Source organism: Nocardioides salsibiostraticola, from assembly GCF_054783655.1.
On sequence record NZ_BAAGQD010000014.1, the window covers coordinates 350,254 to 363,175 of the forward strand.

General features: G+C 68.8%; 13 protein-coding genes. 7 read left to right on the forward strand and 6 right to left on the reverse strand.

Features of this window, described 5'->3' with window-relative positions; all coding sequences use genetic code 11:
* Positions 1-837 carry a PHP domain-containing protein gene (locus tag ACYVLV_RS09060; RefSeq protein WP_460809295.1) on the forward strand — a complete coding sequence of 279 codons (837 nt, stop codon included), beginning with the start codon at positions 1-3 and terminating at the stop codon, positions 835-837.
* A gap of 21 nt (positions 838-858) precedes the next feature.
* On the opposite strand, the gene ACYVLV_RS09065 is transcribed toward ACYVLV_RS09060, so the two are convergent.
* On the reverse strand, positions 859-1,617 hold the full coding sequence (locus ACYVLV_RS09065) for an SDR family NAD(P)-dependent oxidoreductase (protein WP_460809297.1): 759 nt from the start codon (positions 1,615-1,617) through the stop codon (positions 859-861).
* 39 nt (positions 1,618-1,656) lie between these two features.
* On the opposite strand from ACYVLV_RS09065, the gene ACYVLV_RS09070 reads away from it, so the two are divergent.
* Complete coding sequence (locus tag ACYVLV_RS09070; RefSeq protein ID WP_460809299.1) at positions 1,657-2,463, forward strand: ParA family protein; 807 nt, start codon at positions 1,657-1,659, stop codon at positions 2,461-2,463.
* Between the two features lie 97 nt (positions 2,464-2,560).
* Here the strand turns inward: ACYVLV_RS09070 and ACYVLV_RS09075 are convergent, their stop codons facing one another.
* Positions 2,561-4,063, reverse strand: coding sequence for a DEAD/DEAH box helicase (locus ACYVLV_RS09075; protein ID WP_460809642.1), 1,503 nt, complete (start codon positions 4,061-4,063; stop codon positions 2,561-2,563).
* Positions 4,064-4,312: 249 nt separating this feature from the next.
* Here ACYVLV_RS09075 and ACYVLV_RS09080 point away from each other — a divergent pair, with 249 nt between their 5' ends.
* On the forward strand, positions 4,313-5,035 hold the full coding sequence (locus ACYVLV_RS09080) for a ferritin-like fold-containing protein (protein WP_460809300.1): 723 nt from the start codon (positions 4,313-4,315) through the stop codon (positions 5,033-5,035).
* On the opposite strand, the gene ACYVLV_RS09085 is transcribed toward ACYVLV_RS09080, so the two are convergent.
* Together ACYVLV_RS09085 and ACYVLV_RS09090 are read right to left on the reverse strand one after the other, a co-directional pair.
* Positions 5,032-5,253 carry a DUF3107 domain-containing protein gene (locus ACYVLV_RS09085; RefSeq protein WP_460809301.1) on the reverse strand — a complete coding sequence of 74 codons (222 nt, stop codon included), beginning with the start codon at positions 5,251-5,253 and terminating at the stop codon, positions 5,032-5,034. The two genes, ACYVLV_RS09080 and ACYVLV_RS09085, sit on opposite strands and share 4 nt — an antisense overlap.
* A gap of 47 nt (positions 5,254-5,300) precedes the next feature.
* The gene (locus ACYVLV_RS09090; protein WP_460809303.1) at positions 5,301-5,963 is read right to left on the reverse strand and encodes a TetR/AcrR family transcriptional regulator; all 663 of its coding nucleotides are present in this window, start codon (positions 5,961-5,963) and stop codon (positions 5,301-5,303) included.
* 164 nt (positions 5,964-6,127) lie between these two features.
* Between ACYVLV_RS09090 and moeZ the strand changes: the two genes are divergently transcribed.
* From moeZ to ACYVLV_RS09110, 4 genes are all read left to right on the forward strand, one after another.
* A complete protein-coding gene (gene moeZ / locus ACYVLV_RS09095) occupies positions 6,128-7,354 on the forward strand; it encodes an adenylyltransferase/sulfurtransferase MoeZ (RefSeq protein ID WP_460809304.1) in 1,227 nt (408 codons plus the stop codon).
* Positions 7,355-7,458: 104 nt separating this feature from the next.
* The gene (locus ACYVLV_RS09100; protein ID WP_460809306.1) at positions 7,459-8,331 is read left to right on the forward strand and encodes a hypothetical protein; all 873 of its coding nucleotides are present in this window, start codon (positions 7,459-7,461) and stop codon (positions 8,329-8,331) included.
* A gap of 126 nt (positions 8,332-8,457) precedes the next feature.
* Positions 8,458-9,366, forward strand: coding sequence for a serine protease family protein (locus ACYVLV_RS09105; RefSeq protein ID WP_460809308.1), 909 nt, complete (start codon positions 8,458-8,460; stop codon positions 9,364-9,366).
* Between the two features lie 50 nt (positions 9,367-9,416).
* Positions 9,417-9,743, forward strand: coding sequence for an MGMT family protein (locus tag ACYVLV_RS09110; protein ID WP_460809310.1), 327 nt, complete (start codon positions 9,417-9,419; stop codon positions 9,741-9,743).
* Here the strand turns inward: ACYVLV_RS09110 and ACYVLV_RS09115 are convergent.
* Together ACYVLV_RS09115 and tpx are read right to left on the reverse strand one after the other, a co-directional pair.
* Entirely contained in the window at positions 9,740-12,142 is a 2,403-nt protein-coding gene (locus ACYVLV_RS09115; protein ID WP_460809312.1) for an SCO7613 C-terminal domain-containing membrane protein, read from the reverse strand. The two genes, ACYVLV_RS09110 and ACYVLV_RS09115, sit on opposite strands and share 4 nt — an antisense overlap.
* Positions 12,143-12,365: 223 nt before the next feature.
* Positions 12,366-12,857 carry a thiol peroxidase gene (gene tpx / locus ACYVLV_RS09120; RefSeq protein WP_460809313.1) on the reverse strand — a complete coding sequence of 164 codons (492 nt, stop codon included), beginning with the start codon at positions 12,855-12,857 and terminating at the stop codon, positions 12,366-12,368.
* Positions 12,858-12,922 lie beyond the last annotated feature (65 nt).

Here is a 12,922-nt window from a genome sequence, read left to right on the forward strand (position 1 = left end):
ATGCGCATCGACCTGCACACCCACTCGAACGTCAGCGACGGCACCCAGACACCGACCGAACTCGTTCGTGCCGCCGCCGACGCCGGTCTCGACGTCGTGGCCCTGACCGATCACGACACGACGGTCGGCTGGGCCGAAGCCCTCGCCGCTGCCGACACCTACGGGGTGGCCGTCGTGCCCGGCATCGAGGTCAGCACCCGAGCGCCCGGGGGAGGAGCCCACCTGTTGGCGTACCGCACGGATCCCGACCACGCCGGATTGGCCGAGGTGCTCACGCGGGTGCGATCGGGCCGTGGAGACCGCGAACCGGCGATGATCGAGAAGCTCCGAGAGGTGGGCAGCCAGATCACCGCCGAGGACGTACGCCGGGTCAGCGGCTCGAGCGAATCCGCCGGTCGACCGCACATCGCCGACGCCCTGGTCGCGATCGGAGAGGTGGCTGACCGCGATGAGGCCTTCGCCCGCTTCCTGAACCCCGGACGGCCCGGCTACCTCGACCGCTACGCACCCTTGTTGAGCGACGCCGTCGCGCTGGTCGTCGAGGCCGGTGGGGTGGCGGTGATCGCCCACCCGTGGGGACGCAACGGCGGTTCCGGCCACCCCGACGAGGCAACCTTCGCGCGGTTGGCCGAGGCCGGGCTGGCCGGCATCGAGGTCGACCACCAGGACCACTCACCGCAGGATCGCGACCAATTGCGCGCCATCGCCCGCAACCTGGACCTGATCATCACCGGCTCGAGCGACCACCACGGCCTGGGGAAGACGGGCCACGAACTCGGCTGCAACACCACCGACCCCGCGCAGTACGAGCGACTGATGGCTCAGGTCTCGAACTAGGACACTGGTTCGACGCCTGGTTCAGCGTCGTCCCACCGACTGGAGCGCCTGCAGGGCCCGGTTGGGAACCAGTCGGGTCAGCGTGACGATCGCCTTGTACTGCGCACCGGGGATGGAGTAGGTCCGGCCCTTGGCGAAGTCGGAGAGCGCCTTCTCGACCAGGTCGTCGGCGTCGAGCCAGAGGAACGAGGGTGCGGAGTCCCGACCGACATCCATCCGTTCGTGGAACTCGGTCCGGGTGAACCCCGGGCACAGGCTCATCACAGTGACGCCCTGATCGCGGTACTCGTTGGCCGCCCACTCGCTGAAGCTGTTCACGTAGGCCTTCGCTGCGGCGTACGTCCCGCGGGGCAGGAAGGCCGCGACGCTGGAGACGTTGATGATCCCTCCCGAGCCCCGGGCGGCCATCGGGCCCAGGGCGGCGTGGGTCAGCCGCACCACAGCGGTGACCAGGACGTCGAGCATCATCGTCTCGGTGTCCGCGGAGTTGTCGAGGAAACGCTCCTTCAGGCCGAAGCCGGCGTTGTTGATCAGCAGGTCGATCGGACGGCCGGGGTCGGCCAAACGGGCCTCGACGGTGGCCATCTCGTCGCGGTCGGACAGGTCGGCGCGGATCGTCTCGACGTGGACGCCGTGGGCGGCCCGCAGGTCCGCGGCGGTGGTCGTCAGGCGCTCCTCGTTGCGGGCGACCAGGACCAGATCATGACCCCGAGCGGCGAGGAGTCGGGCGAAGGAAAGGCCGATGCCGGCGGTGGCGCCGGAAATGAGTGCGGTGGGCATGCCACGAAGTAAACCAAGTGTCCGGCATGATGGGTCCCGATGAGTACCAAGACCACGACCCTCGCGATAGCCAACCAAAAAGGCGGCGTCGCCAAGACGACGACGGTGGCCTCCCTGGGGGCCGCCCTGGCCGAGTTGGGCCATGCCGTTCTGATCGTCGATCTGGACCCTCAGGCCTGCCTGACGTTCTCGCTCGGCGTCGACCCCGAAGACCTCGAACTCTCCGTCCACCACGTCCTGACCAAGGGTCTGGACCCGGCGGAGGTGATCATCGAGACCGAGGACGGCGTCCACCTGCTCCCTGCCACGATCGAGCTGGCCCGGGCGGAGGCCGATCTGCTGACCCGCACCGGACGCGAGCACGTCATCCGCGGCGTCGTGGAGGACCTCGCCGCCGCCGAGACCCACTACGACTGGATCCTGCTGGACTGCCCGCCCTCCCTGGGCGTCCTGACCGTGGCCGCGTTGACCGCCGCCGACGGGGTGCTCATCCCGCTCCAGTGCGAGACGCTGTCGCACCGCGGAGTCGGGCAACTGCTCGACACCGTCCACGACGTACGCCGCTTCACCAACAAGTCCCTGGAGGTCTGGGGGGTGCTGCCGACGCTGTACGACGGCCGCACCAACCACTCCCGCACGGTGCTCGAGACAATCTCGGCGACCTACGAACTCGACGTGATCGAACCGCCGATCCCCAAGACGATCAAGTTCGCCGAGGCACCCGCGGCCGGCCGGTCGATCCTGTCGACCTCGCGCAGCAGCAAGGGCGCCAAGGCCTACCGCGAGGTCGCGGCCAACCTGGTCAAGCGTTCCCAGCAGGGTCCCAAGAAGCCGGCCAAGAAGTAGCGGGCCAAGAAGTAGCGGGCCAAGAAGTAGCCGTAACGCACTGACCCCGGACGCTCGGCGTCCGGGGTCAGTGCGTTGTCAGCAGTTCAGCGCTGAATCACTCGCTGGGAGTGGAGGAGGCTGCGCTCTCCGCACCCGAGCCGGCGCCACCGCTGCGGCGACGACGACGACGGTTGCGGTTGCCGGTCGACCCGGCACCGGAGTTCTCCGAGCCGTTGCTCGTCGATCCGCCGGTCGATGCCGCTGCGGCCGGTGCGTCCGCGGCGGGGGCAGAGTTGCTCGGGGCGCCGGAGTTCCCTGAGGTGCCCGCGTTCTGATCAGAGACCTGTTCACCGCTGCGGGTCCGCGAGCGGTTGCGGTTGCGGGGCGGACGGTTCCCGTCGCGTCCACCCTCACGGCCGCCTTCGCGTCCACCGTCACGGCCACCCTCGCGGGGCTTGCGGTCGCGGTCGGACCGCTCCTTGCGCTCCACCGGGGCGGGGTCGACGATGCGTCCCTTGGTGCCCGGGGCGATGCCCTGGTCGTGGTAGAGGTGCTCGGAGGTCGAGTAGGTCTCCTGCGGGGAGTCGAACGGCAGGTCGAGGGTCTTGTTGATCATCTTCCACCGGTGCAGGTCGGCCCAGTCGACGAACGTGATGGCCGTCCCGGTGGCCCCGGCGCGGCCGGTCCGGCCGATCCGGTGCACGTAGGTCTTGTCGTCCTCGGGGCAGGTGTAGTTGATGACGTGGGAGACCCCGGCGACATCGATTCCGCGGGCTGCGACGTCGGTGGCCACCAGCACCCGGATCTTGTTCTCGCGGAACTTCGCCAGAGCCTTCTCCCGAGCCACCTGAGCCATGTCGCCGTGCAGGGGCGAGGAGCTGAAGCCACGCTCGGCGAGGTCGTCGGCGATGCGCTGGGACTGACGCTTGGTGCGGGTGAACACGATGATCTTGTCGGCGTCCTCGGCCTGTAGGACCCGACCGATGATCTCGGGCTTGTCGAGGTCATGGGCCTGGTAGATGAACTGGGCGGTGGCCGGAACCATCGTGGTGTCATAGGACGACTCGGCGCGGATGTTCATCGGGTGACGCATGTGCGTGCGCGCCAGGGAGACGATCGCGGCGGGCATGGTCGCCGAGAAGAGCATGGTCTGCCGGGTCTCGGGGGTCATGGACAGGAGGCGTTCGACGTCGGGCAGGAAGCCCAGGTCGAGCATCTCGTCGGCCTCGTCGAGGACCAGGGCGTGCACGTGGGACAGGTCCAGGGCGCGACGGTTCGCGAGGTCGATCAACCGACCGGGCGTGCCGACGACGACGTCGACCCCGGATTCGAGGGTGTCGAGCTGGGTGTCGTAGCCGACGCCGCCGTAGACCGTCAGGACCCGCAGGCCCAGGTCCTTGCTGGCCAGGGCCAGGTCGGCAGAGACCTGCAGGGCGAGCTCGCGGGTCGGGGCCACGATCAGGGCCTGGGGCTTGCCCTCCGGCATATCGGCGTACGCCGGGTCGTCCATGGTGACGCTGCGCTGCAGCACCGGGATGCCGAAGGCCAGCGTCTTACCGGTTCCGGTGCGGGCCTGACCGATCAGGTCGGTGCCCATCAGGGCGACCGAGAGGGTCATCTCCTGGATGGCGAAGGGGGTCGTGATGCCGGCGCGCTCGAGGGCGTCGCAGATCTTGGGCAGGACGCCCAAGTCTCGGAAAGTAGTCAGAGTCTTGTCGCTTTCGTGTGGTCAGCAGGTCGCGTTGTGCGACGTGATGGGGCAGCCGATTCACACTCAGCCGCGCACATACGGGCCGGTCGGACCCGAGTGGTCCAACAGGGTTCTACGAAGGTCGTTCGTCACGAGTGTATCGGTAGGGTGCCGCTCATGCCCGATTCCGTGACTCCCGCCGAAGTGTCCACCGGTTCCGACATCTCGGAGGTCTTCGAGGATGCGACCTACCGGGCGGCCGTGGTCGACCTCCTCGGGGTCATCGCCTACGGCGAGATCTCAGCCTTCGAGCGTCTGGCCGAGGACGCCAAGTTGGCGCCGAGCCTCGAGGACAAGGTCGCCCTGGCCGCGATGGCCACCGCCGAGTTCGGCAAGGTGCTGCCGTTGCACGAACGGATCGCCTCGATCGGGAGCGATCCCTTCGAGGCGATGGCGCCGTTCCGCAAGCCGATCGACCAGTTCCACCTGCACACCGCGCCCTCGGACTGGTGCGAGGGACTGGTCAAGGCGTTCGTGGGCGACGGGCTGGCCAACGACTTCTATCGGGAGATCGCGGCCTACCTCGACCCCGAGACCCGCGACCTGGTCGTCTCGAGCGTCGACGGTGGCGACCACGCGGCGTACGTCGTGGCCCGCGTGCGGGAGGCGATCACCGCGGACCCCCGCAAGGGGGGTCGACTGGCCCTGTGGGGTCGCCGACTGATGGGTGAGGCTCTCACCCAGGCCCAGCGTGTCGCGGCCGACCGGGACGCTTTGACCGCGTTGCTGACCGGTGGGGTGGACCGCCCCGGTCTCGACCTGGCGGCGATCGGACGGATGTTCACCCGCCTGACCGAACGCCACGCCGAGCGGATGAGCGAGCTCGGGCTGGAGTCCTAGCCCCGGAAGCCCACCTGGCCTGCGACTCCTCCGCCGATCTCGACGTAGATGATCTTGTCGGCGGCGACCAGGATGCGTCGGTTCTTGCTGTCGGTGAGGCTCAGGACGCCGTGGTTGGCGACCGATTCGTTCACGATCTTCTCGACCTCTTCCACCGATTCGCTGACCTCGAAGACGAGCTCTCGGGGGGCGTGTTGCACGCCGATCTTGACCTCCACGGTCGATCTCCTTCTGTTGGGGTAGCTGTGCTGTCGCTGCGTTGGGGCTAGTTCTGCTGGCCCTCGGAGTCGGACATCGGTTGTCCACCGATGCCGCGCCAGGCGAGGCGGGACACCAGTGCCGCGGCCTCGGCGCGCTCGAGCCCTGCTGCATCACTGAGCCAGAACCGCGCGCTGACCTGCGCCATTCCTACCAGTGACACCGCGAGCAGACGTGAGGCGGCGTCGGGGAGGCCGGTGTCGTCGTGGATGACGTGGGCGATCAGGTCGGCGCACTCGGTGGTCACCCGTTCGACGTGGGTGCGTACGGCGGGCTCGTTGGTCAGATCGGATTCGAACACGAGCCGGAACGCGCCGGTGTCGTTGGCCACGTAGTCGTAGAAGGCGTGGACGGCCGCGGCGACCCGCTGCTTGTTGTCGTGGGTCGAGATCAGAGCGACCCGACAGTTGTCGATGATCGTGTCGCAGGAGACGTCGAGTAGGGCGAGGTAGAGATCCAGTTTGCCGGGAAAGTGTTGGTAGAGGACCGGCTTGGAGACGCCAGCACGCTCGGCGATGTCGTCCATCGCGGCGGAGTGATAGCCCTGGGTGGAGAACACCTCGAGGGCGGAGTCCAGCAACTGGGCGCGGCGCTGTCGTCGCGGGAGTCGGAGCCCCCGTGGGCGCGCTGCTGCGCTCGGTTCGGGCATGTCGGCCTCCGGGCGGCTCATCGATTCATCCTCACGGGTTCACCACACGCTGACCCTACTCCGAGACTTTCGGGTCCGGATGACGGGACGCGGGGAAACCCCGACCTGGTGAAGGCGGGAACATGAAGCCTGTTCCCGGTGTTCGTCTGACTGAGAACCCACCACCTTCTGCAAGGAGCGCAACCGTGACATTCCCGCCGCTGGTCGAGCCCGCCGACGAACTGACCACCGATGAGGTCCGTCGCTACAGCCGACACCTGATCATCCCCGACGTGGGCATGGGGGGCCAGAAGCGACTCAAGAACGCCAAGGTCCTGGTCATCGGGGCCGGAGGTCTGGGCAGCCCGGCGTTGCTCTACCTCGCCGCTGCCGGGGTCGGCACGCTGGGGATCGCGGAGTTCGACGAGGTCGACGAGTCGAACCTGCAGCGTCAGATCATCCACGGTCAGTCCGACATCGGCCGGCCCAAGGCCGAGTCCGCGCGCGACGCGATCAAGGAGGCCAACCCCTACGTCAACGTGGTGCTGCACCCCGAGCGCCTGGACAACGACAACGTCATGTCCGTCTTCGAGGGTTATGACCTGATCGTCGACGGCACCGACAACTTCGCGACGCGCTACATGGTCAACGACGCGGCGTACTTCTTGAAGATCCCCTACGTCTGGGGCTCCATCTACCGCTTCGACGGCCAGGCGTCGGTGTTCTGGCCGAACGCCACCGACGAGTCGGGGGAGTCGGTCGAGGCGCCGTGTTACCGCTGCCTCTACCCCGAGCCGCCGCCGCCGGGAATGGTCCCGAGCTGCGCTGAGGGCGGCGTCCTCGGCGTGCTGTGCGCCATGATCGGTTCGATCCAGGTCAACGAGGCGATCAAGTTGCTCACCGGCATCGGCGACCCCGCCGTGGGCCGTCTGGTCATCTACGACGCCCTCGAGCTGGAGTGGCGCAAGCTCAAGGTCCGCAAGGACCCCAACTGCGCCCTGTGCGGTGAGAACGCCACGGTCACCGAGCTGATCGACTACGACGCCTTCTGCGGCGCCGTGTCGACCGAAGCCGCCGACGCGGCCGCGGGCTCGACGATCTCGGTCGTGCAGTTGGAGAGCATGCTCAAGGAGCGCGAGGAGGGCAAGCGTGACTTCGTCCTGGTCGACGTGCGGGAGCCCAACGAGTACGACATCAACAAGATCCCCGGCTCCGTGCTGATCCCCAAGGGCGACTTCCTCAACGGATCCGCCCTGGAGAAGTTGCCAGCGGTCGACTCCAACACCCAGGTCGTCATGCACTGCAAGTCCGGGGTCCGGTCCGCCGAGACACTGGCGATCGTGAAGGGCGCCGGATACGACAGCGCCGTCCACGTCGGTGGCGGCGTGGTGGCCTGGGTCAGCCAGATCGACCCGAGCCAACCCTCCTACTGATCCGATCGGTTGCGGCCCCCTAGTCATTTGTGACTAGGGGGCCGTAACCATTCCGGACGCAGGTCGTTGGAAAAGACGTACTGCACCCCAGGTAGGAGACTTCGATGAGACTGAACCGCACCCTGACCACACTGGCCCTCGCAGGAACCGCAGCCCTAGCGGCCGCCACCACCCTGGTCGCCCCAGCCGTCTCGGCGGCCGAGCCGGGCTACGCCCCCGCCTCGTCGGCGACCATCACCCCCGGTGTGCAGATGTACACCGACGGTGCTCAGTGCACCGCCAACTTCGTCTTCGACGACGCAGCCGGCAACACCTACGTCGGGTACGCCGCCCACTGCGCCGGCCTCGGCGAGGCCACCGACACCAACGGGTGCCAGAACGAGTCGGTGCCGTTGGGCACCAAGGTCACCTTCAACACGGGCGGTTCGCTGCTCTCCTCGGGCACCCAGGTCGGCACCGGGAAGCTCGTCTACTCCTCGTGGCGCACCATGCGGGCGATCGGCACGACCGACGCGAACACCTGTGCCTTCAACGACTTCGCTCTGGTCCAGGTGGACGCGAAGGACACCGGCAAGGTCAACCCGAGCGTGCCCTTCTTCGGTGGCCCCACCGGGATCGACACCAACGGCACCGCCGCGGGCGATCGGGTCTACTCCTACGGCAACTCCAGCCTGCGCGCGGGGCTGACGCCGCTGTCGCCGAAGTTCGGCACCAGCCTGGGTGACTCCGCCGCCGACGGTGGCTGGTCGCACCCGCTCTACACCGTGACCCCGGGTGTCCCCGGAGACTCGGGCTCGGCGTTCCTGTCCGAGAACGGCAAGGCGATCGGCACCCTGTCCACCCTGGGTCTCGCTCCGCTCCCGCTGTCCAACAACATCGGTGACCTCAGCCGCGAACTGGCCTTCGCTCAGGCCAACTCCGGCATCGGCGGCCTCGATCTCGTGCTCGGCACCGAGCCGTTCTCCTCGCCCCTGTGATCTGACCCCCCCCGGGCCCGCCTGGGACCGGCTGCGGCCCCGCACCCCTTCGGGGGCGCGGGGCCGTCGTCGTTCACAGCATGGACGTGCGGCGTAACGAGGTCGGGCACAGATCGTTGAACGGGTGTGAATCCCATCTCGCTGACCTCTCGCCGATCGCCCGCCCTGGTCGTTCTCGTCGCCCTGCTTGCCGCAGTCCTGGCCGCCTCCCTGTTGGTGGCCGGCCCGGCCGAGGCGAGGAAGAAGAAGTTCAAGCGGGTTACGAGTTGGGCCCCTGTCTCGAAGGCCGTGATCACGCCGGGTGTGCAGATGTACACCAAGGGCGCCCAGTGCACAGCCAACTTCGTGTTCACCGACAAGCGCGGTCGGGTCTACGTCGGGTACGCCGCACACTGCGCCGGCCTGGGGGAGGCCACCGACACGAACGGGTGTGAGAATCGCTCGCTGCCGCTGGGCACCAAGGTCGACTTCGTCCAGGGCGGGAGTCTGATCACCGCGGGACGCAGACTCGCTCAGGGTCGCCTCGTGTACTCCTCGTGGATCACCGAGAACCGGATCGGGACCACCGACCCGAACACGTGCGCCTACAACGACTTCGCCCTGGTGAAGGTCAAGCGCCGGGACAACAAGTTGGTCAACCCGAGCATCCCGTTCTGGGGAGGACCGACCGGCGTCGATCGGGACGGCCTGCGAGGTGGTGAGCGGGTCTACACCTACGGCAACTCGAGTCTGCGCGGCGGCATCGAGATCCTGGCTCCCCACACGGGGTTCAGCCTGGGCGACGCACCCTCGGACGGCGGCTGGTCGCACTCGCTCTACACCGTGACCCCGGGGGTGCCGGGAGACTCGGGTTCGGCGTTCGTCGACGCCCGTGGCCGCGCCATCGGGACGCTGTCGACCCTGGGGCTGCTTCCCATTCCCGGCTCCAACAACATCGGTGACCTCGGTCGCGAACTCCGCTTCGCCCGCCAGCACTCGGGCATCAAGGGCCTGCGCCTGACGCGGGGAACCGAGCCGTTCCGACGCCGCCTGTGAGCGGTCGCCCGTGAAGCGGTCCTTCGGGGCGATCGGGATACGTTCCTCCCATGAACGATGGCGCCACGCCGACTGACTCCGAGGACCTCGTCGAGCAGGTGCTGGTGATCGTCGAGCGGATCCCGGTCGGGCGGGTCACGACGTACGGCGCGATCGGGGCCGCGGTCGGCCGGGGCCCTCGATGGATCGGCAACGTCCTGGCCCGACACGGTGGTCCGGTGCCGTGGTGGAGGGTCGTGCGAGCCGACGGATCGCTGCCGCCGAGTCATCAGGGGGAGGCGACCGAGCGATACGACCAGGAGGGAACTCCCTCGCGCCCGTCCGGCAAGGTCGACATGGCGGCGGCGTTCTGGTCGCCGCAGGACACCGGCCCCTAGCGCAACCGGCCGAGGTAGGCGCCGGCATGACGCACGTCCTGCATCCGACTCTCCCAGGTCACACCGACCGCGGTCAGGGCGGCGCCGGCCAGGCCGATCAACACCCATTGCGGGGTCTGCACCGCGTAGGGCGCGAGCTCGATCAGCACCAGCAGTGCTCCGACCGAGGCGCCCACCACGAGGGGCGAGTTCCACCGCAGGGCCGCACCCCCGAGTGCCAGGGACAAGCAGGCCACGCCGAGTACGACGGCTCGCAGCGAGGTCGGGTCGCTGAGGCTCCACAGCAACGAGGGCAGCGTGGCGAGCACGAGTCCGGGCCCGAGCAGGCGCGTCGTGCTGGTCACAGGGTTCCGCGACAACTGCCACCCACCGACCGCGAGCAGGGCGATGGCGGAGGGGAGGGTGTAGGCCTCGGGGGTGCCGACTCCGATGTCGGCCAGCCGGACCCAGGTGGCCGCGGCGAGAAGCCCACCACCGACCCAACCCAGCATCCGCCGTTCGGGATTGAGCAGGGCGCTGATCGTGATGAGCGCACCGCCGAGGGTCAGGAGCAGTGCGAGCGGACCCGCACCGCCCTCGAGGCCGAACACGGCCACCCCGCTGATGATGGCGCCGAAAAGAGCCGCCGAGATCTCGAGATCTGCTCGCGGTCGAAGGACTGCGGCAAGTCCGAGAACCAGGACCACGACCACGGCGCGGTAGGTCTCAGAGAGGTCGGCGATCTCGCCGGCCCCGTAGAGACCGATGGCGAGACCGGCGGGGGCCGTGAGGTGGCCGAGCCTCGCGACCCACGTCGTACGCCCGTTCACAGCGGCGTGTGCCGCAGTCGCTGCGAGGACGAAGGCGGTGATGGTCAGGAGCCCGGCGGAGGGCCGGGCCACGATCAGGGCGGTCATGAAGACGGGGCCGGCGAGGACTGCGAAAGCAGGAGCAACCCGGTCCTGACGCGGCGCAGCGACGAGAACCAGAGCGGTGGCCACACTGGCCAGGGCCAGGACGACGGTCCAGATCGGGACGGGGAACAGGCTCAGGGTCAGCACACCACCGGCGGCGGCGACGGACGCGGCGGCCATCGTCACCCGGCTCCGGGTGACCGCCACCGCGTCGGCAACGATCTGCAGCCCCACCCACGTGACGAGGGCTGCGGCGGGGAGAAGCAGCCAGGGACTCAACTCCGTGTCCGTCGCGCCGAGGCTGGCCCCGATCGTGGCGGAGTACGGCGCGGCGGGACTCCCCAAGCGAGTTGCGGCCTCGGCGACCAGCACCGCGAGCCCGACCGTCGCGGGCAGCGCAGCGGCGAGCGCGGGGATCCGGGCGGCCCAGGACCACGTCCCGGGGAGCACCGAGGCGACGACGACCCACACGGCTACGGCCACCAGTGCCGTCACCATGAGCCCGTCGGCGGAGAGCTCGAACGCGGGCAGCGCCACCGTGAACGTCACCAGGATCGCGGAGGCTCCGACCCAGAACGGGGCGGTGGAGCGCAACGCGGGGATCAGTGCGGGTGCCGCGAGGTAGGCGGCCGCGGCGAGAAGGGCCCAGCCGGCGCCGCTCCACAGAGCGGCGACGGTGATCGGGGTCGGCACGGCCTCCAGCCCGCCTCCGAGCAGGCTCGACCACAGCACCACCGTCACCCCGACCAGGGCCCAAGCGAGGGGCGGCAGGGGCGGCAGGGCCGCCAGCCCGCTTCGAGCCGTCAGCGCGAGTCCGGCGACGACGCCGACGGCGATGGCACTGATCCAGAGGTCCGCGCCCAGGGCATCGCGCAGTCCGACGTAGGTGAGCAGTACGCCGAGGGCGGCGATGAGCTGGGGGCCCACCAGGAGCGTGGAGGTGGTCCGCGCGCCCAGGGTCAGGGCGACTCCCGCGACCGCGAGCGAGGCGCCGACCAGCACCGGGAACCAGGAGTCCGCTGCGGCTCCCAACCATCCGGCGTTCTCGGCCCCGAACAGGTCGAGGGTCAACAGACCCAGGGCGACGATGGTCAGGGATTCGCCAGCGACGCGCAGGCCGCGGCGCGACCACCAGACGCCGGCGCCGGCAGCGGCGACGGTCAACGCCACCAGGACAGCGGTGCGACCCCCGACGCCCAGCCACGACCAGGCCACCGCCAAGAAGATCACCGACGCAGCGAGTAGGCACAGGGCGCCGAGGCCCAGGAGAATGCTGGGGACCGACGACCCGTGAAGACCCGGGCGGCGTCGGCTGCTCGGCAACGGGTCGAGGTCGGACGCGGGATAGGCCGCGACGTTGGCGGTCGTCGTGGTCAGCGTTGGGGTGAGGGGCGGGGTGACCGGCTGGGTGACCGGCTGGGTGACCGGAAGGCTTCGTAGACGCTCCAGCAGGGAATCCGCATGCTGCAGGGTAGAGAACAGCTCGGCGGCGGTGGCGTTGCGCAACGGCAACCCGCACGTCGGGCAGCGGTCCGGGTCGGGGGGAAGTGCCGCGCGACAGTCAGGGCAAACTGTGGAATCGGCGAAACGGTTCATGAGGACATTGAGCCCCACCGAACCGTTCCGCCGCCATGGTCTTTTGACCTATATGTGACTGAGTACGGGTACTCGGATCAGGACAGGCCGATCAGGACAGGCCGATCAGGACTGGCCGATCAGGACAGGCCGATCAGGACAAGGCAGCCATCGCTGCGTCGTAGTCGGGCTCCTGGGCGATCTCGGGCACCAGTTCGGTGTAGACGACGTTGCCGTCGGCGTCGACGACCACGACCGAGCGAGCCAGCAGGGCCTCGAACTTGCCATCGGTCATGGTGACGCCGTAGTCGGTGCCGAAGGTCGACTTGAAGGCCGAGGCCGCAGTGACGTTCTCGATCCCCTCGGCGCCGCAGAAACGGGCCTGAGCGAACGGCAGGTCGGCTGAGACGCAGATGACGGTGGTGTTCTCGAGGCCGGCCGCGAGCTCGTTGAACTTCTTCACGCTGGCTGCGCAGATGCCGGTGTCGACGCTGGGGAAGATGTTCAGCACGGTCTTTTGGCCCGCAGGCAGGGTGACTTCGCTGAAGTCCGAGCCGACGAGGGTGAAGGTGGGGGCGGTGCTCCCGGTGCTGGGGAGGTCGCCGATGGTCTGAACGGGGTTGCCCCCGAGTGCGGTGGTTGCCATGACCATGTTCTAGCAGACCGGACCCCGCGTCGTACCCGCCCCTGCGGGCTCAGCCCTCGAGACCC

Excerpts from the sequence above, each read along its gene's own strand:
- ACYVLV_RS09060 (WP_460809295.1), top strand. The coding sequence starts at position 1 with ATGCGCATCGACCTGCACACCCACTCGAACGTCAGCGACGGCACCCAG.
- ACYVLV_RS09065 (WP_460809297.1), bottom strand. The coding sequence starts at position 1,617 with ATGCCCACCGCACTCATTTCCGGCGCCACCGCCGGCATCGGCCTTTCC.
- ACYVLV_RS09070 (WP_460809299.1), top strand. The coding sequence starts at position 1,657 with ATGAGTACCAAGACCACGACCCTCGCGATAGCCAACCAAAAAGGCGGC.
- ACYVLV_RS09075 (WP_460809642.1), bottom strand. The coding sequence starts at position 4,063 with ATGACCCTCTCGGTCGCCCTGATGGGCACCGACCTGATCGGTCAGGCC.
- ACYVLV_RS09080 (WP_460809300.1), top strand. The coding sequence starts at position 4,313 with ATGCCCGATTCCGTGACTCCCGCCGAAGTGTCCACCGGTTCCGACATC.
- ACYVLV_RS09090 (WP_460809303.1), bottom strand. The coding sequence starts at position 5,963 with ATGAGCCGCCCGGAGGCCGACATGCCCGAACCGAGCGCAGCAGCGCGC.
- ACYVLV_RS09100 (WP_460809306.1), top strand. The coding sequence starts at position 7,459 with ATGAGACTGAACCGCACCCTGACCACACTGGCCCTCGCAGGAACCGCA.
- ACYVLV_RS09110 (WP_460809310.1), top strand. The coding sequence starts at position 9,417 with ATGAACGATGGCGCCACGCCGACTGACTCCGAGGACCTCGTCGAGCAG.
- tpx (WP_460809313.1), bottom strand. The coding sequence starts at position 12,857 with ATGGCAACCACCGCACTCGGGGGCAACCCCGTTCAGACCATCGGCGAC.